At 38.3% G+C, this 22,473-nt stretch carries 15 protein-coding genes and 6 tRNA genes; 5 read left to right on the top strand and 16 right to left on the bottom strand.

Going from position 1 to position 22,473, the window contains the following annotated elements; all coding sequences use genetic code 11:
* Positions 1 to 8 precede the first annotated feature (8 nt).
* The 5 genes from iscU to trmJ form a co-directional block, all read right to left on the bottom strand.
* Positions 9 to 389, bottom strand: a complete 381-nt coding sequence (gene iscU, locus GQR87_RS05520; RefSeq protein WP_158967328.1) for a Fe-S cluster assembly scaffold IscU — start codon at positions 387 to 389, stop codon at positions 9 to 11.
* A gap of 77 nt (positions 390 to 466) precedes the next feature.
* Positions 467 to 1,690: an IscS subfamily cysteine desulfurase gene (locus tag GQR87_RS05515; RefSeq protein WP_158967326.1), complete on the bottom strand. Its 1,224-nt coding sequence runs from the start codon at positions 1,688 to 1,690 to the stop codon at positions 467 to 469.
* 12 nt (positions 1,691 to 1,702) lie between these two features.
* On the bottom strand, positions 1,703 to 2,191 hold the full coding sequence (gene iscR / locus GQR87_RS05510; protein ID WP_158967324.1) for a Fe-S cluster assembly transcriptional regulator IscR: 489 nt from the start codon (positions 2,189 to 2,191) through the stop codon (positions 1,703 to 1,705).
* A 103-nt stretch (positions 2,192 to 2,294) separates the two neighbouring features.
* On the bottom strand, positions 2,295 to 3,104 hold the full coding sequence (cysE, locus tag GQR87_RS05505; RefSeq protein ID WP_158967322.1) for a serine O-acetyltransferase: 810 nt from the start codon (positions 3,102 to 3,104) through the stop codon (positions 2,295 to 2,297).
* 2 nt (positions 3,105 to 3,106) lie between these two features.
* Entirely contained in the window at positions 3,107 to 3,841 is a 735-nt protein-coding gene (trmJ, locus tag GQR87_RS05500) for a tRNA (cytosine(32)/uridine(32)-2'-O)-methyltransferase TrmJ (RefSeq protein ID WP_158967320.1), read from the bottom strand.
* Positions 3,842 to 4,154: 313 nt separating this feature from the next.
* Between trmJ and suhB the strand changes: the two genes are divergently transcribed.
* Both suhB and GQR87_RS05490 read left to right on the top strand, forming a co-directional pair.
* On the top strand, positions 4,155 to 4,931 hold the full coding sequence (suhB, locus tag GQR87_RS05495; protein WP_158967318.1) for an inositol-1-monophosphatase: 777 nt from the start codon (positions 4,155 to 4,157) through the stop codon (positions 4,929 to 4,931).
* Between the two features lie 190 nt (positions 4,932 to 5,121).
* Positions 5,122 to 6,792, top strand: a complete 1,671-nt coding sequence (locus GQR87_RS05490; protein ID WP_158967316.1) for a diguanylate cyclase — start codon at positions 5,122 to 5,124, stop codon at positions 6,790 to 6,792.
* Between the two features lie 15 nt (positions 6,793 to 6,807).
* On the opposite strand, the gene GQR87_RS05485 is transcribed toward GQR87_RS05490, so the two are convergent.
* The 9 genes from GQR87_RS05485 to gltX all read right to left on the bottom strand — a co-directional run bounded on the left by GQR87_RS05485 (position 6,808) and on the right by gltX (position 17,170).
* Complete coding sequence (locus GQR87_RS05485) at positions 6,808 to 9,699, bottom strand: insulinase family protein (protein ID WP_158967314.1); 2,892 nt, start codon at positions 9,697 to 9,699, stop codon at positions 6,808 to 6,810.
* Positions 9,700 to 9,835: 136 nt separating this feature from the next.
* On the bottom strand, positions 9,836 to 10,777 hold the full coding sequence (gene secF / locus GQR87_RS05480) for a protein translocase subunit SecF (protein ID WP_158967311.1): 942 nt from the start codon (positions 10,775 to 10,777) through the stop codon (positions 9,836 to 9,838).
* Positions 10,778 to 10,787: 10 nt separating this feature from the next.
* On the bottom strand, positions 10,788 to 12,632 hold the full coding sequence (gene secD / locus GQR87_RS05475) for a protein translocase subunit SecD (protein ID WP_158967309.1): 1,845 nt from the start codon (positions 12,630 to 12,632) through the stop codon (positions 10,788 to 10,790).
* 87 nt (positions 12,633 to 12,719) lie between these two features.
* A complete protein-coding gene (yajC, locus tag GQR87_RS05470) occupies positions 12,720 to 13,058 on the bottom strand; it encodes a preprotein translocase subunit YajC (protein WP_158967307.1) in 339 nt (112 codons plus the stop codon).
* A gap of 42 nt (positions 13,059 to 13,100) precedes the next feature.
* The gene (gene tgt / locus GQR87_RS05465) at positions 13,101 to 14,216 is read right to left on the bottom strand and encodes a tRNA guanosine(34) transglycosylase Tgt (RefSeq protein WP_158967305.1); all 1,116 of its coding nucleotides are present in this window, start codon (positions 14,214 to 14,216) and stop codon (positions 13,101 to 13,103) included.
* Between the two features lie 839 nt (positions 14,217 to 15,055).
* Positions 15,056 to 15,131, bottom strand: a tRNA-Glu gene (locus tag GQR87_RS05460).
* Positions 15,132 to 15,319: 188 nt separating this feature from the next.
* Positions 15,320 to 15,395: transfer RNA gene (locus tag GQR87_RS05455), tRNA-Glu, on the bottom strand.
* 190 nt (positions 15,396 to 15,585) lie between these two features.
* A tRNA-Ala gene (locus tag GQR87_RS05450) sits at positions 15,586 to 15,661 on the bottom strand.
* A 108-nt stretch (positions 15,662 to 15,769) separates the two neighbouring features.
* Positions 15,770 to 17,170 (bottom strand): glutamate--tRNA ligase, encoded by a 1,401-nt coding sequence (gltX, locus tag GQR87_RS05445; RefSeq protein WP_158967303.1) that lies wholly within the window; start codon positions 17,168 to 17,170, stop codon positions 15,770 to 15,772.
* A gap of 594 nt (positions 17,171 to 17,764) precedes the next feature.
* Here gltX and GQR87_RS05440 point away from each other — a divergent pair.
* The 3 genes from GQR87_RS05440 (at position 17,765) to GQR87_RS05430 (ending at position 18,301) form a co-directional block, all read left to right on the top strand.
* Positions 17,765 to 17,840: transfer RNA gene (locus GQR87_RS05440), tRNA-Val, on the top strand.
* A gap of 154 nt (positions 17,841 to 17,994) precedes the next feature.
* A tRNA-Val gene (locus GQR87_RS05435) sits at positions 17,995 to 18,070 on the top strand.
* 155 nt (positions 18,071 to 18,225) lie between these two features.
* Positions 18,226 to 18,301, top strand: a tRNA-Val gene (locus tag GQR87_RS05430).
* Between the two features lie 158 nt (positions 18,302 to 18,459).
* Here the strand turns inward: GQR87_RS05430 and uvrB are convergent.
* Together uvrB and GQR87_RS05420 are read right to left on the bottom strand one after the other, a co-directional pair.
* Entirely contained in the window at positions 18,460 to 20,478 is a 2,019-nt protein-coding gene (gene uvrB, locus GQR87_RS05425; protein WP_158967301.1) for an excinuclease ABC subunit UvrB, read from the bottom strand.
* A 4-nt stretch (positions 20,479 to 20,482) separates the two neighbouring features.
* Positions 20,483 to 21,859, bottom strand: a complete 1,377-nt coding sequence (locus tag GQR87_RS05420) for an MATE family efflux transporter (protein ID WP_233267403.1) — start codon at positions 21,857 to 21,859, stop codon at positions 20,483 to 20,485.
* Positions 21,860 to 22,473: the final 614 nt, after the last annotated feature.

Below are 22,473 nucleotides of genomic sequence, written 5' to 3'. Positions count from 1 at the left end.
ACAACTAATTATTTTTGACGGCTTTTATAATCTTCAACTGCTGCTTTAATGGCATCTTCAGCCAAAATTGAGCAATGAATTTTTACTGGAGGTAAAGCTAATTCTTCAGCAATATCCATATTACTAATAGCGGTAGCTTCATCCAATGATTTACCCTTTACCCACTCAGTAACCAAAGAACTAGATGCGATTGCAGAACCACAACCGTAAGTTTTGAATTTTGCGTCTTCGATAATGCCGTTTGCATCAATTTTAAGTTGCAACTTCATTACATCACCACAAGCCGGTGCGCCAACCATACCAGTCGCAATACTTGGGTCATTTTTATCAAAACCACCAACGTTACGAGGGTTTTCGTAATGATCGATTACTTTTTCACTATAAGCCATTGTCTTTACCTCAATGTATATGGGCTAAAACATGTTAACCCATCAAAATTTTAAATCTGTTACTTCGCTTTGCCAGTTTAGTGGTGAGCCCACTCAACTGTACTTAAATCGATACCTTCTTTGTACATGTCCCACAGTGGAGACATTTCACGCAACTTATCAATAGCGTTACGAATAACACCCACTACATAGTCAATTTCTTGCTCTGTAGTAAAACGTCCGATAGTAAAACGAATCGAACTATGGGCTAACTCATCGTTTAATCCCAACGCTCTTAAAACGTATGATGGCTCTAAACTAGCTGAGGTACAGGCTGAACCTGAAGACACAGCCATATCTTTTAATGCCATGATTAAAGATTCACCTTCAACATAAGCAAAACTTACATTTAAGTTACCAGCAATTCTATGTTCCATATCGCCATTAACGTACACAGCTTCAATGTCTTTAATGCCATCATATAAGCGGTTACGTAAAGCTAATATTTTTTTGTTTTCTGCTACCATTTCTTCTTTGGCAATACGGAATGCTTCACCCATACCAACAATTTGGTGTGTAGCCATAGTACCTGAACGCATACCACGTTCATGTCCACCACCATGCATTTGAGCTTCTAAACGAATTCGTGGTTTACGTCTAACGTACAAAGCACCAATACCTTTAGGGCCATATGATTTGTGAGCAGAAAAAGACATCAAATCAACTTTTAAAGTTTGTAAATCAATATCTACTTTACCGGTACTTTGTGCAGCATCAACATGGAACAAAATTTTACGTTCACGACATAACTCACCAATTGCTGCGATATCTTGGATCACACCAATCTCATTATTTACATGCATAATACTAATCAAAATTGTATCTGGACGGATAGCCGCAGTTAGCTTGTCTAAATCCACTAAGCCATTAGGCTCAGGATCTAAATAAGTGACTTCGTATCCTTCCCGCTCTAGCTGACGACAAGTATCTAATACAGCTTTATGCTCAGTTTTAAGGGTAATAAGGTGTTTGCCTTTTTTACCATAAAAATTAGCCGCGCCTTTAATCGCTAGGTTGTTAGACTCTGTTGCACCAGAGGTAAATACTATTTCTCTTGGATCGGCATTCACTAAATCAGCAATTTGATTTCGAGCAATATCAACAGCTTCTTCAGCAACCCAACCAAACTTATGTGATCTTGATGCTGGGTTTCCAAATACACCTTCAGTGGTCAAACATTCAGCCATTTTGGCTGCCACTCTAGGATCAACAGGTGTAGTTGAAGAATAATCCAAATAAATTGGAAGCTTAAGTTCGCTCATTTTTTACTCCGCTTATAACTGTAAACTGATATTAATATCAGTCGACGCTATATGATTAAGATGTTTATTTTTGTCTTGTCGATTGGCAATGGTTTTCACGTCATGTTGCTTCATCAATTCACCTAATGTGATACCATCAAGAAACACGCTAATTCTCTCGCTTAATCCTTCCCATAGGTTATGAGTTAAGCAACGCTCTCCTCCTTGACACCCACCCTGCCCTTGGCATTTAGTGGCATCTACAGATTCGTTCACCGCTCGTATTACTTCACCTATTGATATTTCACTTGCTTCACGACCTAACTTATATCCACCGCCAGGCCCACGAACACTATCAACCAAGTTTTCACGGCGTAACCTTGAAAACAATTGCTCTAAATATGAAAGCGAAATTTCTTGGCGCTCAGAGATATCAGCTAATGAAACAGGCCCACGCTGAGAATGTAAAGACACATCCAGCATAGCTGTAACAGCATAACGACCTTTAGAGGTTAATTTCATAACGTAACCCAAGACAAAACTTGAGATAAGTTTCACATACCCGACTAATTTAGTCAAGTATTTACCCTACTAAATTAGTCAAGTACTTGTAACTAGATATCAACTAAATATGTGGGTCAAATGCTTCACTAGCCTTTTGAATATCTTTGACCATTTCATTATCAGTAAAATCATCCAGCTCTAGGTTAGGCAATGACTTACCACACACTGTGCCACCCATTTTATTAATCTCTTTACACATCTCTTCCACTTTAGTGTCAATTAGATGTACGTGATCAACCATCACACCAATAGCATGAGCAATAGGATCTGGATTATCTGTTGCCACCGCATAGGCATCGAAACCATATTTTTCAGCAATTTTTTCTCTATGCCCGTTAGTTGGTGCATCAGGTTTTTTAGTTTGCACTACAACTCGCCCTGGAATACCGATAACCGTAGCCCCCTCTGGCACATCCCTCACTACCACAGAATTTGAACCTACTTTGGCACCTTTATGCATTGTGATAGGCCCAAGTACTTTTGCCCCTGCCCCTACAACAACATTATCTTCTAGGGTAGGATGTCTTTTACCAGCTTTCCAGCTAGTGCCACCTAAGGTCACTCCGTGATACAAGGTTACGTCATTGCCAATTTCAGCAGTTTCACCAATGACCACACCCATGCCATGGTCAATAAAAAAACGGCGTCCTATAGTCGCGCCTGGATGAATCTCAATACCAGTTAACCAACGAGAAAAAGTAGATAAAGATCGCGCTAACCAATACCAGTTATTCTTCCATAACTTGTGACTAACACGATGAAACCAAATCGCATGTAATCCAGGATAGTTAGTTAAAATTTCAAATGTATTACGGGCCGCGGGATCTCGGTGATATACACTTTTCACATCTTCTTTTATTGTTTCAAACATGATTAATCTTTTTGTTTAGAAATTTTATCTACCGACGCTAAGATACCTCGTAAGATATTTAACTCTTGGCTCTCTGGTCGAGCTCGATTAAACAAACGGCGTAATTTGGTCATTACCATGCCCGGATGTTTAGCCACAATAAAATTAGTTTTGACTAAGGTTTGCTCTAAATGGCTATAAAACCCTTCTAAGTCTTCAGACAAAGGATATTCATTTTCAGAAATTTCATCCGCTTGTGGGTGACGTGTGGCATACAAATAAGCCATACGCACTTCATAACATAAGGTCTGGACCGCTGCCGCTAAATTCAATGAGCTGTAATCGGGATTAGCAGGAATACATACATGGAAGTGACATTGTTGTAATTCTTCATTACTCAGACCATTGTTTTCGCGACCAAACACTAAGGCAACAGGAAAATTAGGCACTTCACTAATCAGCTTTTCACCACATTCTCTGGGCTCTAACATAGGCCAAGATAAAGTGCGAGACCTTGCACTGGTCCCTATCACTAATCCACAATCGGCCACAGCTTCAGCTAAAGTTGCGACTGTTTTAGCATTAGCTAATACATCACCAGCCCCCGCAGCCAATGCACTAGATTTGCCGTCAGGGGGCGAAATAGGGTCAACCAAAACAAGTTGGCTTAAGCCCATAGTTTTCATAGCCCTAGCAGCAGAACCGATATTACCCGTATGAGAGGTGTTTACTAATACAACCCGAATATTTTCTAACATAGGCACTTCCCAAGACCACAAATTTCTGGGCGCGGATAATAGCACAAATCTATTGGTTATTTAGCCCATGTAAATTAACTTAATTTGATCTTATATATTCTATTTATCAGCTTAGGTAAAAATTCCCCCAATATTTCGCAAAATCATCAGATAAATAGCTACAATTGCGTAGATAATTTATTGCGCCATAACAATTTAATTCAGATTATGATTGCTTAATTCATGGGCTTTGGTAAACTTCGCGGCGATTTTTTGTTCGACTTTTAAACAGTCGGGCTATATTTAATGTTCTTTTAAAATTGGTGGTTTAACTATGCATCCTATGCTGAATATAGCAGTACGTGCCGCGCGTGTCGCTGGCAACATCATTGCCAAAGGGTTTGAAAATCAAACCGACTTATTAACCCAAGCTAAGGGTGACAACGACTACGTAACTCGTATCGACAAAGAAGCTGAACAAGCTATTATTCACAAGATCAAACAATCTTTTCCTGACCACTGTTTTGTTGGCGAGGAAGGTGGTGTAGTTGAAGGTACTGATAAAGATTATAAATGGGTGATTGACCCATTAGACGGTACCACCAATTTTATCAAAGGCATCCCTCACTTTGCCGTTTCTATTGCCTTATTATATAAAGGTCGTCTTGACCAAGCCGTTGTGTTTGACCCTATCCGTGGTGAATTATTTACCGCAAGTAAAGGTGCTGGGGCACAACTTAATGGTTTTAGAATCCGCTCCAGCAAAGCCAAAGAATTAAGCCAAACTATTTTAGCCACAGCTTTTCCATTTAGAGATAAAGCAAAATTTGCTCAATTCCAAGAGAGTTTTAGCAACATTTTTATGCAAGCTGGCGATATTAGACGTTCAGGTTCAGCTGCATTAGATCTAGCTTATGTTGCTTCAGGCCGTTATGACGGTTACTGGGAACAAGGTCTTAAACCTTGGGATATTGCAGCAGGTGAACTTTTAGTCAGAGAGTCTGGCGGATTAGTCACTGATTTTTCTGGTGGAAATGATCCTATGCATAAAGGTGAAATCGTTGCAGGTAGTCCTAAAATCGTGCAAACATTGGTTAAACACTTAAAATAACAAAACACTTAGTTGAATAAACAAATTTTTGTTTGTTTATTCAACTATATAGAAGCACATCTAAAACTTTCATAGTACTTTAGTCGTGATAGGGGCGCCTTAATTAGGCTCAACTGTTGACCTTAATATTTAGCCCCGTATAGAATAAACTTAATATCTTTATAATAATAATTACAAAAGTCGGTGACCCATGTCTACCCAAAGTTTTGAGGACAAGTTAAAAGAGTTACGTAATCTTTTTATCTTCACTTTGCCTGATAATATTGCAAGTATTATTACCAAATGGCAGCAGCTGCAAATACAGTGGGATCTCGAAAATGGAAAATCATGTATATTTGCATTACATAATTTGAAAGGTTCCAGTGGCACTTTAGGCTATGATGAAATCAGTAACGCTATCGGTCATTGTGAAAACCTTCTTAAAACTATAATTAACAACAAAACGGCTCCTACCGATTCAGATTATCTAGAAATAAATCAACAATTTTTAATTATAGATAAAGCCAAACAGGCCCTACTCATAAAGGGAAAACAACCCACCGAACGCCACGAAATCAATCCCCCAACTGTTAAATTTCGGCCAGCGTCTCCACAAACTGAAGATATTAATGTTTTAATAATTGATGACGTTCCTTCCACTGGTGAGGTAATGAAAAAACAATTAACTGAGTTTGGTTTTAATACTAGCTTAGTACCGTCTTTGCATGCAGCAAAATCACACCTGCAAAAGGCAATTGTTCAATTAGTGATTGTTAATCTCGTTATCGCAGATTGCACAACAAATGAAGTTTTTAATTTCATAGCAGAATGCGAAACAAATAATATCCGTACTTTTATCATATCAGAGCAAGACAATTTTGAATTACGATTAGCGGCAGTTTCTGCCAATGCCAGTAATTACATTCTTAGACCTTATCAAATCACTAATTTAGTTTACAAAATGAGAAGTGCTTTATATCTAGATCTAGTTAGACCTTTTAAAGTCCTTTTAGTGGATGACCAATCTTCAGTGGCTAGTTATTTTAAGTCGACTTTAGAACAAAACAATATGGAAGTTAAAATACTATTAGATGGTACCAAGGTATTAGAATCTTTAACTGAGTTCGAGCCAGATATCTTTTTACTCGACTTACATATGCCCAAAGTAAATGGCATAAAATTAGCTAAAGTTATTAGGCTAATAGAAAAATATGATTCTATTCCAATTGTATTTTTAACCTCTGAAAATACGATCCAAATAAAATTAGATGTGCTTGAAGTAGGGTGTGACGATGTCATTTCGAAAAACATTCCCCCCGATAGCCTTATTAAACAAATTATGAGCCGCTTAAAAAGAGGGAAAACGCTTAGGTACTTAAATAGTCGAGATAGTTTAACGAGCTTACTCAATCATGGCCAAATCATGGAAGCTACTGAAAATGCTCTACAAACTGGCATTCGCCGTGGTACTTCAACAATTATAGTCATGGTTGATTTAGATCATTTTAAAGCAGTTAATGATAAATATGGTCATGCATCAGGCGATAAAGTTCTAATTGGCTTGTCTCAGTTATTTTTACAACATATACGTTCAACTGACTACATAGGACGTTACGGCGGTGAAGAGTTCTTATTAGTGTTCCCTGATTCAAGTTTACACGCTATCCAACAAAAAGTTGAAAACATAAGAAATATATTGTCGACAATTCAATTCAAACATGAAGACATTAATTTTAACGTCACCTTAAGCGCAGGCATTGCCTGTTCAGATAACTTTGAGTCGTCAATGCCTAAGATATTACTGGCAGCCGATAAAGCTTTGTATAAAGCGAAAGAAAGCGGCAGAAATAATGTCCAATTAGCGACATTGCCAACCATCTAAACCAAAGTAATGTGTCTACTGAGCGAAGTCTTGGTGAAACTTATCTACATCTGTCACAGACTGAGAATTTTCAAAATGAACATATTTTTCAGTGGCAAAATTATGACCGCGTAATTGCAGCATTAAACGGCCAAAGGTGTCATCTGCTTCAATATTTCGGTACAAGTTAATCACGTCTTCTTGTTGTAGTTTGCTCAACTCCTGAACTAGTTTAGCTTTACTATCAAAATCAAAATTATGCTGGCGCCAATCCTCGAGCACACTAACTACTTCTGAAGTTAGGTTTTTTGCAGATTGTTGTAATTCAGCTAATACACTGTTTTTTACTTGCTTAAATTTACTGCTAGGCATATTTATTAAGTCTTCGACGAAGTTTGCTCTAAAAAGCTTTATTCGTTCATATATATCGGCTAAACCTTTCACCGGTGACTGAATATAATATCCCAATAATAGTTGTTCATTGATTTTCTGACTAAAAAATCCTAAAGCGTATGCTAACTGCTCTTCGGTTCTGATCTGCTCAAACAAAGCAGGTTGGATTATTTGATTTAATACCTGAGCCGCAGCAAAATCCGCTAATTTTAGGGGCATCAAATAAGTGTCTGCCATGGCGACATCGCTCATATTAATATCTTCTTGCCAATTGAATACTTGGCCAGCTTTTACTGCTAACTCTGGGGACAAATAGAAGGAAGAAAACTGACGATTAACTGGCAAATTAGCCAGCACTAAATTTGCGACCTCTTTACTCTGCTGTTCGTTGTAATTACCAAATGCCAAAATATTCACATTAGCCGTTATTAATAACTCGTCCCTAAACCTTACTAATTCCTCTAAAGTAATACTGTCAACTTCTTGTAAAATCTTACTATCGCTGTAATTATCTAAATTCAGTACTTTTCGATATTTTGGAAATAACTGATCTAACAAAATTTGTTTTTTACTACTTTCAATGGCCGATTTAATACTAGCAATATGATTGGCTAACTCTTGTTCTGTTAATGTAAATGCTAGCACCTGCTGCAAACACCTTTCTATTAAAGCCATTTGTTGATCAGTAAATCCACTTACCGTTATAGACAAGCCATTTATAATATCTAAATTAAGTCCCATACCGGCTATATAAGCTTCTGACTGTAACTCTGTGAGCTGCTGCATGAGGCCCCGTTTCAAGATATTGGATAACACTTGGTTTCTGGCGGTTTTTTTACTCAAACCAGTATTCATTGCAATAAAAAGTAACCCTTTAGGTTCCACAAATAATGCAGAATGAGCTAAATGTAAACTCACTCCCGGCTCGGCGATTAACTGTTTAGGTTTACCAGTCAAGACTGCTGGTTGCAACTCAAATCTGGAGGGCATCAGTTTATTTTCTCTTGGCAAGTTGAGATTATAATTAGCTGCGAGCTGATGCCAGTTTTCTAGGATCTCAGGGGTCATTTCCGAAACTGAATATTGTCCCTCGAAAAATAACATATCCTTGTCGACGGGCTGGTCTTTATCAATATATAAAACTCGAGCTTTAGACAAATCAAGCTGGTCTAATACTCGATAAATAGCCGAGGGCTCAAACCTTTGGTATGCGTAATCACTGCTCAGTACATATTCTACCGGTACATTTTGTAAGTTAGCGGCAATTTGCATAGCATAATCGTAGTCATTCGATTTCTCCTTAAACCTAAAACTATTATTCAACGATTGTTTAATTTCATTAAAGTATTTTTTATCTACACCTTTTTGTTTCAGTAATGTTAAGTATCCCCAAACGGCCCCCATCACTTCATCACGGTGATTAACGCCACTCTCAGTTAAATCAATATATAGGGTTAAATCCCCCGCATTAAGGTATTTGTCTGCATCATAACTTGAGTATACGGCTTCACTAAATCCTGCATCTCTCAATACTGATGCAAGTGCACCTGGCATCTCATTACTCAGTAAATACTCTACATAACCATTCGGTTTAACAGCAAATTCATCATTATTATTGGCAATTACAAATTTTATTTGCAACTGTCTCATATCAGTCTGTGGTACATAATGAATAATTTTATTTAGATGTTTAGGTTGAATAACGGGCGTGATAATTTGTGGTCTATCTGTATTTTTGTTGGGTATTTTAGAAAAATATTGGCGAGCTAATGTTTTCATTTCGCTAATGGATAATGCACTTATTAAAGTGCCTTTCATTAAATTTGCCGAATAGTAAGTATCATAAAACTGTACTAGAGCATCTTGAAGACTCTGTGTCTGACTATCTTTTAATGATGCTAAATTGCCCCAGTTAAACCTAGCAATGGGGTGACTAGGATTGAGTGTTAATCCATTAAGTTGTTCTAAAATCACCCAATCATTTGGACTTTTCATGGTCCATTCAGAATGTACCGCATGACGCTCTTTATCTGCATATTTAGGGTCTAAATTTGCTTCATAAAAAAAGCCACTAAAACGTGCAAGTAGTTGTTCAAATGCGTCGTTATTAACTGCCACCATGTAATTAGTGTGATCTAGCTCAGTATAAGCATTTTGTACCCCACCATTGAGACTGACAAATTCAGCATAACCACCCACTTCAGGATAGCTTTTGGTGCCCATGAACAACATGTGTTCAAGATAATGTGCTAAGCCGGCAAACTCTTTTGGTTCTTGAAAAGATCCAACTGCAACGCTTATAGCAACTGCGGACTTTTCAATACTAGGATCGGATACCAAAACAATTTCTAACTGATTATCAAGAATGATCGAATCGTACTGTCGATTATCGTTAGGGCTTTTAACAATAGACGTTTGCGGAATTGGTTTGCTAGATTCTTCAGCAACATAATTGGTTGTCGTACAAGCAATAAACAGCAGGCTAATGATAAATAAAAATACATACCTTAACCTACATGAAATTGATAAACCCATTCACCTTTGTCCTTAAAACTTTTTGTTCATAGAATTAGAAATATACCTGAACATAAATGAATGAGTAGTTAAATTTCAGACAAAAAAAACCAGCATCAATTGATGCTGGTTTTATACAAGAATTAACTCTTTTAGATTAAAGCACAGCGTCTTGGTCAGCGCCTTCTTTTTCTATCTCTGTTGGCATTAAGTCTTCTTTACTTATACCTAAGGTTAAGGCCACTAAACTTGCCACATAAATGGAAGAATAAGTACCAATTACCACACCAAATAATAATGCGGTTGCAAAACCATGAATAGTCGCACCACCTAAAAAGAACAAAGCCAATAATACTAAGATAGTCGTTAAAGAAGTCACAATCGTCCGGTTTAAAGTTTGTGTCAAAGAAATATTGATGATTTCTTCAGCTTCACTTTTCCGTACTTTGCGAAAGTTTTCGCGAATTCGGTCACATACAACTATGGTGTCATTCAGTGAATAACCAATGACAGCTAACACAGCAGCGAGTACTGTTAAGTCAAATTCCAATTGAAAGACTGAAAACAGACCAAGAGTAATAATCACATCGTGAGTTAACGCAGCTACAGAGCCTAGCGCAAAGCGCCATTCAAAACGTAAAGCAACATAGATTAATATGCACAAAAGCGCCACTAACATTGCTAAGCCACCTTGTTCTGTCAGCTCTTCACCAACACTAGAACTAACATAAGAACTACCACGCATTTCAGCTGTGGCATCAGCTTCACGTAACACTTTAAGAGCTGCATCTCCTAACTCAGAAGGTTTAACACCTTCACGAGAAGCTAATCGGATCAATACATCTTGGCTACTACCAAAATTCTGTACCACGGCATCTTTAAAATCAGAGTTTTCGAGTTGGGTACGAATTTGATCTAAGTCAGCCGCTTGTGTATAGCCCACTTCTATCTGTGTACCACCAGTAAAATCTAAGCCCCAATTTAGTTGGTTCACGGCTAAAGAAACAATAGAGCCTAAAATCAACACAATTGACAAAATTGCTGCTGGTGTTTTCAGTGACATAAATGACACTGTTTCTTTCATATTTAATATTTGCATCAATAGACTCCTATATCGACAACTTGGTTAGGCGTTTTCCGCCCCACCATGCGTTCACTATTGCACGAGTCACTATGATCGCTGTAAACATCGAAGTGGCGATACCTATCATTAGAGTGATGGAGAAGCCTTTAATTGGTCCTGTACCAATAGCAAACAAAATTAATCCTACTAAGAAGGTGGTAATGTTTGCATCTAAAATAGTAGAGAACGCACTATCGTATCCATGATGAATGGCCTGCTGCGGACTACGTCCTTCTGCAAGTTCTTCTCGAATACGTTCGAATATCAGCACATTAGCATCAACGGCCATACCTACAGTTAAAACAATACCTGCCATACCCGGTAAACTGAGCGTAGCTCCAGGGATCATAGACATAATACCGACTATCATCACTAAATTTAAAGTAAGAGCGATATTGGCGACAAAACCAAATTTTTTGTAGTACACCAGCATAAATACTAATACAGCAACAAAACCCCAAATAATAGCCTGCATACCTAGATCAATGTTTTCTTGGCCTAAACTGGGTCCGACTGTACGTTCTTCAATAATTTGCACAGGTGCAATCAATGCTCCAGCTCTAAGTAATAATGCAAGGTCATGTGCTTCTTTAGGTGAATCTAAACCAGTCGTCTCAAACTGATTACTAAACACACCATTAATTGTCGCTACACTGATAACGTTACGTTTTGCTTCAAATATCAATTTATCATTCGCATCACGTTCGCCCGTAGCTTTATATTCAATGAACACCACGGCCATAGGTTTACCCACCGCACGTTTAGTGAAGTTAAGCATTTTAGCTCCACCTTTTGAGTTCAATGAAATAGATACTTTAGGCATACCATTTTGGTCAACACCACTATTAGCATCAATAATTTCACTACCTTTAACGATAACTCGCTTTTTAAGTAGTTGTGGGCCACGTTTTTCGTAAGGTAACAATTCTGAACCAGGGGGAACTCGACCATTTATTGCATCACGCACATCATGATCAATATCCACTTCACGATATTCTAAAGTGGCGGTTGCATTCAAAATTTCTTTAGCTTTCGCCGTATCTTGAATACCAGGAAGTTGCACAACAATACGGTCTGGACCTTGTTTTTGCACTGTAGGTTCTGCGACACCTAATTGGTTTACACGATTGCGTATAATGGTAATATTTTGTTTTACCGCATAATCTCGTGTTTCTTTCAGTTTTTGCTCAGACATAGAGACTGAAATAATTAGGCCACTTTTTTCATTAAACACTAAATCACGGTTACGATTTTTTAAGAAGAAATCCGCTTTGTCTAAGGTTTCTTGATCACGGAAATAGATATCAACACCATCATCCATTTGTTTAACTGTACGGTAACGTATACCTTCTTCACGTAAAGCAGTTCTAAAGTCACCGACCATATCTTCGTAAGACTTTTCTAACGCTGATTTCATGTCCACTTCCATTAAGAAATGTACACCACCTCGAAGATCTAGACCCAACTTCATTGGCACGCCACCTAGAGCTTCTAGCCACTCAGGAGTATCAGGTGCAAGGTTCATAGCGACAATATAGTTTTCACCAAGAGATTTTTCGATTCTTTCACGGGCAACTAATTGACTATCAGAGTCATTTAAACGAACTAAAATTTGCCCATCTTCAAATTCAACTTTTTTAGTTGAAATATTAGCCGCAGCTAATTCACTTTTAACTTGAGACACTGTTGATTCGTTAACAACAGCATTTTTACTAGCGGAAATCTGCACGGCGTGGTCTTCACCGTATAAATTAGGAGAGGCATACAAAGCACACATGCCGACCACAAAGATCACCAAAAAGTACTTCCATAGCGGAGTTTGGTTTAACACAAAAAATTCCTTCCGTTTATATGACAAAAGGGCTTAAATATCTTAAAGAAAATTCTTTAAAAGTTAAGCCCCTCAAACATCAATGACTTAAATAGCCTTCATAGTACCTTTAGGTAATACAGCTGAAATCGCTGATTTTTGTACCACTATATTAGTGCTGTCATTTAAGCTTAATTCAACAAAATCTTTTTCTTCAGATACCTTAGCAATTTTGCCAACCATGCCGCCTTGGGTTAACACTTCATCACCCTTACTCAACGCAGACACCAAGTTTTTATGCTCTTTTACACGTTTAGCTTGTGGACGATAAAGCATGAAATAGAAGATCAAACCAAACACACCCAACATGATCAACATTTCAAAACCGCCACCTGCAGCGCCACCTGGAGCAGCTTGTGCGTGTGCATCTGATATAAATAAACTCATAATTACCTCTTTAGTTAGTTATTTTTTAATTAGTACCACTTATTATGATAAAGGGGGTACTGGCAACTCTTTTTGACTGTAAAAATCTGCAACAAATTCATCTAGCTGATTAGCCGCGATTGCATCACGTAAACCCTGCATAACTCTTTGGTAATAACGCAAGTTATGAATAGTATTTAACCTAGCACCAAGTATCTCGTTACATTTATCCAAATGATGTAGATATGACCGAGAATAGTTTTTACAAGTGTAACAATCACATTTATCGTCTAAGGGTCCAGTATCTGTCTTATGTACAGCATTACGGATTTTTACCACACCATTAGTCACAAACAAATGACCGTTACGGGCATTTCGAGTTGGCATCACACAATCAAACATATCGATTCCACGGCGCACCGCTTCAACTATATCTTCAGGTTTGCCTACACCCATTAAATATCTAGGCTTATCTGCGGGAATTTGATCTGTAGTGTGATCTAATACCTTGATCATTTCTTCTTTTGGCTCGCCAACAGACAAACCACCTATGGCATATCCGTCAAAACCAATTTCCTCTAGCCCTTGTAGAGAGACATCACGCAAACCTTCGTACATACCACCTTGAATAATACCAAATAAAGCAGCTGGACTATCGCCATGCTCATCTTTACTTCGTTTAGCCCAGCGTAAAGAAAGCTCCATTGAAACACGAGCTTCACTTTCTGTAGCTGGGTAAGGTGTACATTCATCGAAGATCATCACAATATCTGAGCCAAGATCACGCTGTACTTGCATAGACTTTTCAGGCGTTAATAATATTTTTTCACCATTAATAGGTGAACGAAAGGTCACGCCATTTTCAGTGATTTTGCGAAGTTCGCCCAAGCTAAATACTTGAAAGCCACCTGAATCGGTTAAGATTGGTTTGTCCCAATGCATAAAGTCATGTAAATCGCCATGTTGTTTGACGATTTCAGTTCCAGGACGCAACATTAAGTGAAATGTATTACCCAAACAAATATGCGCGCCTGTCTCTTTCAATTCTTCAGGTGTCATACCTTTCACAGTACCGTAAGTACCAACTGGCATAAAGGCGGGGGTTTCTACCACCCCACGCTCAAAAATCAAACGTCCTCGACGAGCTTTACCGTCGGTATTTTCTAACTCAAATTTCATTAATATATCCTAGTGCAAACAGCTAATTTACGTAGAACACGTTTTTAGCAGCACCCTACCTATAAAAGTCGAAGGATTATATACGAAACTAGCACCAATCAATACTAATAAGTGCCCTCAGAAATAGATTTTAAAGGTGTAAAACATGCCTTCAATAAATTACTACTAAAGCAATTAGGTTAAGCTAAACAAGATAAAGGGTGAGTAACGTCAAAACAGAAAGGCTAGTCAACCTGAATACTGGATAAGCCGAACCTCTCGATAACGATTTTTTGTGCCTAGCGGCGCTGGATTGTCTAGCAATAACACGTTATTACGTACGACAATCCGCCTTGCTATACCCAAAAATTTCGTCACCGAGTAAGCATTCATGTGAGGTGAAGTGGGTAAATATTATTAAGTTATTGAATTGTAAAGATAAATTAAGATTGGACGATACTTCTTATCCAGAACTCAGGTTAGTCATTAAATTTAACACTAATTGGTTTTTTATATTTTATTGAGTATCGACTTATGTACCCTGCACAGTCATTTTCTTTCAGGCAATAAAAAAGCCGCTTAATTGCTTAAGCGGCTTCGTTATATGGCGTCCCCAAGGGGATTATAAAATACGTCCTTGTATTTTACCGCTTCGCGGCCGTGCTAAAGCACGTTCAAAAATGTTCCAGACATTTGTACTCGGGCTATCCATGCCCTCGCCACTTCGCGGCCGTGCTAAAGCACGTTCAAAAATGTTCCAGACATTTTTGTCGAACCGACAGGGGTTCTCACCCCCTTGGGTCATCATTTTCTTTCAGGCAATAAAAAAGCCGCTTAATTGCTTAAGCGGCTTCGTTATATGGCGTCCCCAAGGGGATTCGAACCCCTGTTACCGCCGTGAAAGGGCGGTGTCCTAGGCCTCTAGACGATGGGGACAAAAACTTCTTTTATCGAAACGAGTTTCGATAAACTTTGTAAAGAAAAGATGAGTCTGCGAATCGCGTAACCTAACTTTTTATGCTCTACAAAAAGAACTTCTTATCAAACTATATACTCATTGGCCTAGGCGGTAATGAATAATCCTTGTTTTGACACTTAAATCACATCCTGTGATTTAATCAATATGGCGTCCCCAAGGGGATTCGAACCCCTGTTACCGCCGTGAAAGGGCGGTGTCCTAGGCCTCTAGACGATGGGGACAACAATTTTCTTATCAAAGCTCTGCTTTGATAAATTGTTGTTAGGAGAAGTGAGCCTGCGAACTAAGCGGCATTATCTTTTCCGAACAACTAAAAATATTGTCTACGATAAATAAAACACTTAAGGCATTCATTTATCTGTCTTATCATTTTATTTACTGGCCTAGGTGGTAGTAAATAATCCTTGATATTGGTGGAGCCAGGCGGGATCGAACCGCCGACCTCTTGCATGCCATGCAAGCGCTCTCCCAGCTGAGCTATGGCCCCTAATCAATTAAAGCTAAAGCCTTATTTGAATAACTGGGTGTCATTCCGTGACAGCGGGGCGCATTCTAGGCACCTCCCCTTTTCATGTCAACGATTTTTTTAAAAATTTTATCTGTTTGCTATATATTTGAGCGCTTTGGTTATACGTTGTTCAATTTCAGCCTGATTTAGCAGATTTAAGGTCACATCTAAAGAAGGTGAATTACCTGATCCTGTCACCGCAACTCTTAAAGGCATACCCACTTTTCCCATACCTACGCCTAATTCTTCAGCAGTTTGATCAATAGCCTGATGAATTGTTTCTGGATTCCACTCAGAAAGTGCAGATAATTTAGTTTGCACTAGCAATAAAGCTTCTTTTGCCACGGGTCGTAAATGTTTTTTTGCCGCTTTTTCATCAAAGTTCTCATAATCTTGATAAAAATATGCACTGATGGAGGCTAATTCTTTTAAAGTTTTCACTCTATCAGCCTGTGCAGTAATCACGTCTTCCAATGCTGGCCCATTAGATATATCAATACCTTGCTGTGCAAAGTGCCATTTAGCATGCTCAGCCACTTCGCTAGCAGGTAACGTTTTAATATAATGTTGATTTAACCAAATTAACTTATCTGTGTTAAATGCCGAAGCTGACTGGCCGATTGCATCTAAACTAAACAACTCAATCATTTCATCCACAGAAAATATTTCTTGATCGCCGTGAGACCAACCCAAACGTACTAAATAATTCAATAAAGCTTGAGGTAGATATCCATCATCACGAAACTCCATTACGCCGACCGCATTAGTTCGTTTAGATAACTTTTTACCATCGTCACCCAAAATCATAGAAACATGGGCATATTCAGGGATAGGCGCACCTAAAGCCTGTAATATATTAATTTGCCTAGGCGTATTATTAATATGGTCTTCGCCTCTCACCACATGGCTAATTCCCATATCCCAATCATCAACTACCACACAAAAGTTATAAGTCGGGGCACCGTCGGTACGACGAATAATTAAATCATCTAATTCTTGATTAGCGATAACAATTTCACCACGAATGTGATCTTTAATTGTCACACTACCTTCAAGAGGGGTTTTAAAGCGAATAGCGAAAGGTTGTCCTTCAGGATAATCGGTACGATCACGCCATGTACCAGGATAACGAGGTTTTTCACCATTCGCCATTTGCTGTTCACGAATAGCATCTAATTCTGCAGCAGGCATAAAACATTTATAGGCTTTACCTTCTGATAACAGTTGATCAATAAGTTGGTTATATCTATCAAAACGTTTAGTTTGATAATATGGCCCGTCATCCCAATCCAATCCTAACCATTGCATACCTTCTAAAATGGCATCAATCGCAGCTTGGGTAGAACGCTCAATATCTGTATCTTCAATACGTAATACAAATTTTCCGCCTTGGCTTTTTGCATATAACCAAGAATATAGTGCGGTACGCGCACCGCCAACATGTAAATAGCCGGTGGGGCTAGGAGCAAATCGTGTTACAACTGACATTAAAAATCTATCCTAAAAAATAATTGGCGGCATTTTACCAGCCAATAACAAGAATTTATATCTCCATTTTCCGAGAGAGAGCACTATCCTGATTAAAATATATAAAGGGATAACCCACAAAACAGCTTAATTGCTTATCAAACAGCCAAAAGGATTATGATGCATAGTCATAATGAATGACCAATTATAAAACAACTAATTTGAATACTTTTTATGCAGTTAAACAATAATTTTAATTTAGATGTTGACAGTTTGTTGAGCATACCTATAATAGCGCTCCACTTAAGGCCTACGCCTTGAAGTGAAATGAAATCTAGATGCTTAGCTCAGTTGAAAAAAGACAGAGCATCGCCGTTCTTATTAAAGGAATGGCAAGGGTCACTGGTTAATCCCAGTATAAATAACCCCGGACGCTTAGCTCAGTTAGAAAAAGACAGAGCATCGCCGCTCTTATTACAAGAATGGCAAGGGTCACTGGTTAATCCCAGTATAAATAACCCCGGACGCTTAGCTCAGTTAGAAAAAGACAGAGCATCGCCGCTATTATTACAAGAATGGCAAGAGTCACTGGTTAATCCCAGTATAAATAAATTCGGACGCTTAGCTCAGTTGGGAGAGCATCGCCCTTACAAGGCGAGGGTCACTGGTTCAAGCCCAGTAGCGTCCACCACATTACTAATTATTGATTTTCAATCGATAATAAAACTGGTTCATAACCAGTGATCAAATTATGGACGCTTAGCTCAGTTGAAAAAAGACAGAGCATCGCCGCTCTTATTACAAGAATGGCAAGGGTCACTGGTTAATCCCAGTATAAATAACCCGGACGCTTAGCTCAGTTGGGAGAGCATCGCCCTTACAAGGCGAGGGTCACTGGTTCAAGCCCAGTAGCGTCCACCACATTACTAATTATTGATTTTCAATCGATAATAAAACTGGTTCATAACCAGTGATCAAATTATGGACGCTTAGCTCAGTTGAAAAAAGACAGAGCATCGCCGCTCTTATTACAAGAATGGCAAGGATCACTGGTTCAAATCAGTATAAATAAATTCGGACGCTTAGCTCAGTTGGGAGAGCATCGCCCTTACAAGGCGAGGGTCACTGGTTCAAGCCCAGTAGCGTCCACCACTTTCTTCTTCATCTCTTTGAATTATATTTAAAAAAGTACGATGAGCATCGCCACTTTTTACAATCAAAGACCGAGTGAATATGTCTGCTTAAATTGAATAAGCGTTTTGCTCCTAGCTTTGTCTATTCACTTCGATCTATTTACTATCCGCTGTTTGTTAAGCATTTTTTACGATCTGCGCTCTGTATTCTTCTATTTCGTCTCGCAAGCCTGCGGCTTTTTCAAAGTCTAAGTCTTTGGCTGCTTTAAACATCACTTTTTCTAGCTCAGTAATTTTTTGCAATAACTGTGGAGTACTGAGAGTTTGATATTTCTTACCTTTTTCAGCCACTAACCTGAGTTTAACTTTATTTCCTTGGTCTGACTTGCCATCTCCTACATCCATAATATCGGTAATAGGTTTATTCAACTGCATAGGGGTAATACCGTGTTTCAGGTTGTGCGCTTTTTGTTTTTCTCGCCTGCGATCTGTTTCTTCCATCGCTCTTTGCATAGATCCAGTAATTCTGTCTCCATACAAAATAGCTCGACCATTCAAATGTCGTGCAGCCCGTCCCATGGTTTGAATCAGTGATCTGTCTGAACGTAAAAAACCTTCTTTATCTGCATCCAGTATCGCTACTAGTGATACCTCTGGCATGTCTAAACCTTCTCGAAGTAGGTTAATTCCGACCAATACATCAAACTTGCCGATTCTCAGATCACGTATAATTTCTATCCGTTCAACTGTATCTATATCCGAGTGTAAATAACGAACTTTGACTCCATGTTCATCCAAATAATCACTTAAGTCTTCAGACATACGTTTGGTCAATGTGGTGACTAATACCCTTTCATTTTTAGCCACACATTTATGTATCTCAGACAATAAATCATCTACTTGAGTACCTACCGGACGTACTTCAATTTCAGGATCAATTAATCCAGTTGGTCTTACAACCTGCTCTACAATATCTTCTTCAGGCACGGTGGCTAACTCAAATTTTCCGGGCGTAGCCGACACATAAATAGTTTGTGGGCTAATGCGCTCAAATTCTTCAAACTTGAGCGGCCTATTATCTAGGGCCGAAGGTAATCTGAAACCATATTCCACTAAGGTTTCCTTACGGGATCTATCACCTTTATACATAGCGCCTATTTGAGAAACGGTTACATGTGATTCGTCGATAAACAATAAGCCATCGGCAGGAAAATAATCAATCAAGGTAGGTGGTGGATCGCCAGGTGGTCGACCAGACAAATAGCGCGAATAGTTTTCGATCCCAGAGCAATACCCTAACTCTTGCATCATTTCGATATCAAATTGGCAGCGTTGTGATACACGCTGTTCTTCTACTAATTTATTCACAGATTTAAGTTGTTCACGTCTTTCTTTTAATTCAACTTTAATATGTTCAATAGCATCAAGAATTTTTTCTCTGGGTGTGACATAGTGAGTTTTCGGGAAAACAGTGGCTCGGGTCACTGTTTTTTCTATGGCACCAGTGAGTGGATCAAAAATACTAATACGTTCAATTTCTTCATCAAATAACTCAACACGAATACCTTCACGTTCTGAATCGGCAGGGAATACATCAATCACGTCGCCCCTCACCCTAAATGTACCCCGTTCAAAGGCCACATCATTTCGAGTATATTGAATTTCGGCCAAACGACGTAAGATGTCGCGCTGATTCATAATGTCGCCTTGACGAAAATGTACCAACATTTTCATATATGACTCGGGATCACCTAAACCATAGATAGCAGAGACACTAGACACAATAATAACGTCACGACGTTCCATTAAAGATTTAGTCGCAGATAAACGCATTTGTTCTATATGTTCGTTTATCGATGCATCTTTTTCGATAAAAGTATCACTCGAAGGCACATAGGCTTCGGGCTGATAATAATCATAATAAGACACAAAATACTCTACCGCATTATTAGGAAAGAACTCTTTCATCTCACCATACAACTGGGCTGCTAATGTTTTGTTATGAGCCAATATCAGAGTAGGCCTTTGCACCTGCTGGATAACATTAGCCATAGTAAATGTTTTACCAGAGCCTGTAACACCTAATAAGATCTGCCGCGCCAAGCCATCTTCTAGACCTTCGACTAAGGCTTCAATAGCTTTAGGCTGGTCACCTGCAGGAGAATAAGAGGAAGATAATTCAAAGGGTCTATTCATGATATTAGGCTTCCTTAGCTGTTAATTTAATTTTGTTTTTTAAAATATGTTTAAACCACAAGAAAGCAATAAGAGCGACCGATAAATTTGCTACAACTGCAGCGGCAAATATACCTTTTAAATCAAACAATAGACCTCCAAAATAAGAAATTGGTACTACAAATATAAATAATCGCATAATACTTAAGCCAAGTGCCGACATAGGCAGATGCACCGCATTAAATGACGAGTTAGTTAAGATAATAACCCCTTGTAAACCGTAACCTAAAGGCACTATGCTCAAAAATATAACAATAGTCTCAGCGACCACAGGGTCATCTGTAAATATGTCCGCTAAAAACGGCGCTATGAAAGCAATAATAGCAAAAATGATTAACTGCCAAGCTAAAATAAACTTTAAGCATAATGAATAAGCTTGATTGACACGTTCTAGGTTATTGGCACCAAAATTCTGGCTAATAAAAGGTGGCAATGACATAGACAAAGACAACACCACTATTAATGCTATTGATTCTAACCTACCGCCAACCCCCCATGCAGCGACAGCTGTATTGCCATATCCAGCAACTAAGGCAGTCACTACTCCTGTAGCCACAGGTGTAAGCATATTAGCTCCAGCTGCGGGTATACCAATTCTTAAAATGCCACCAGTGCTACGCTTCAGTTGTTGCCAGTTGAGTAATCTTGGTTCGATCAATTTTCGTTTGATAGCCAACAAATATAGAATATAAAACAGTCCGACAGCCCATGCGATAAGTGTGGCAATGGCTGCACCTTGAATTCCTAAGGCTGGAATGGGGCCCCAACCAAAAATTAATAATGGATCAAGTAACACATTTACAAAACCACCAACTGCCATCACATAACTTGGCGTTTTAGTGTCTCCCGAAGCCCTTAGCACACTATTTCCCACCATAGGCATGGCTAAAAAAAGACCTGCCGCATACCAAACCACCATATAATCTTTAATAAGCGGCAATAAACTCTGGTCGGCACCTAATAAGGTAAAAATACTTTCTATACTCAACACACCCACAATAGCCAGGGAAATAGCTAAGACAAAAGTTAACATAAGCGCACCAGTTGCCGTTTCTTTGGCTTTATCATGAGCACCTGAGCCCATAAATTTACCAATAACAGCAGATGTACCTATGCCTAAGCCAATATTCAAACTAATAACAGTAAAAGTAACTGGGAAGGTAAAACTAATAGCAGCTAATTCTTGAGTCCCTATCATGCCAATAAAAAAGGTATCTACCAAACCAAATGTCATCAACATGATCATGCCAACTATCATAGGCATAGTCATTTTGTATAATGTTTTACCAATATCATTATTCAGTAAATCAGGGGCTCTTGTTTGACTAGCTTGAGAACTCAATATTTATTCCACTTTGGTTAGCTAAATAGATGAATTAACCAACAGAAAATTTCATCTTAAATTAATAATCTTTATAAAAGACATGATACGCGAATTTTATTACAGCTTTAGCAATATTTGACAATTCAAATGTTACATAAATGTAAAATAAGTATGTATTTTAACCAGTCTTTTTTTAGAGACACTTGAGTGTCTATTTATTGACGTTTTTATCCACTAGATCTTAATAATTCATATTTTGTCAACTCTGTTACAGAAAAAAGTCAGCTAATATTTTTAATAAAAACTATTGATCTTTTAAAAAAATAAATTTTCTCTTAAAAAACAACACACAACTAAAATTATAGTTATTTACTTCTAAACCCTAATAACGTAATAAATTTCAATAAAAACCATAACCTATTGTTTTAAATAGCCTTTAACTATAAAATAGTTATTTCATACTACAGCTATTGACATTAATAGATAAATCTATAGCAACAAGTTATAAATTTAATACACAACCTTATCCACAGGTTTAGTGGATAACTGAGTTAGCACTATAATTGGCGCTGTTTTAACAACTAAAGGTCGATAGTAGACATTAGTGACCACTAACCTTCAGTATGGCCTAT

The organism is Paraglaciecola sp. L3A3, from assembly GCF_009796765.1.
Lineage (GTDB): Bacteria > Pseudomonadota > Gammaproteobacteria > Enterobacterales > Alteromonadaceae > Paraglaciecola.
This window is presented reverse-complemented; position numbering and strand designations above follow the sequence as displayed.

Coding starts and splice junctions, on each gene's coding strand:
- iscU (WP_158967328.1), bottom strand. CDS start 389: ATGGCTTATAGTGAAAAAGTAATCGATCATTACGAAAACCCTCGTAAC.
- GQR87_RS05515 (WP_158967326.1), bottom strand. CDS start 1,690: ATGAGCGAACTTAAGCTTCCAATTTATTTGGATTATTCTTCAACTACA.
- iscR (WP_158967324.1), bottom strand. CDS start 2,191: ATGAAATTAACCTCTAAAGGTCGTTATGCTGTTACAGCTATGCTGGAT.
- cysE (WP_158967322.1), bottom strand. CDS start 3,104: ATGTTTGAAACAATAAAAGAAGATGTGAAAAGTGTATATCACCGAGAT.
- trmJ (WP_158967320.1), bottom strand. CDS start 3,841: ATGTTAGAAAATATTCGGGTTGTATTAGTAAACACCTCTCATACGGGT.
- suhB (WP_158967318.1), top strand. CDS start 4,155: ATGCATCCTATGCTGAATATAGCAGTACGTGCCGCGCGTGTCGCTGGC.
- GQR87_RS05490 (WP_158967316.1), top strand. CDS start 5,122: ATGTCTACCCAAAGTTTTGAGGACAAGTTAAAAGAGTTACGTAATCTT.
- GQR87_RS05485 (WP_158967314.1), bottom strand. CDS start 9,699: ATGGGTTTATCAATTTCATGTAGGTTAAGGTATGTATTTTTATTTATC.
- secF (WP_158967311.1), bottom strand. CDS start 10,777: ATGCAAATATTAAATATGAAAGAAACAGTGTCATTTATGTCACTGAAA.
- yajC (WP_158967307.1), bottom strand. CDS start 13,058: ATGAGTTTATTTATATCAGATGCACACGCACAAGCTGCTCCAGGTGGC.
- tgt (WP_158967305.1), bottom strand. CDS start 14,216: ATGAAATTTGAGTTAGAAAATACCGACGGTAAAGCTCGTCGAGGACGT.
- gltX (WP_158967303.1), bottom strand. CDS start 17,170: ATGTCAGTTGTAACACGATTTGCTCCTAGCCCCACCGGCTATTTACAT.
- uvrB (WP_158967301.1), bottom strand. CDS start 20,478: ATGAATAGACCCTTTGAATTATCTTCCTCTTATTCTCCTGCAGGTGAC.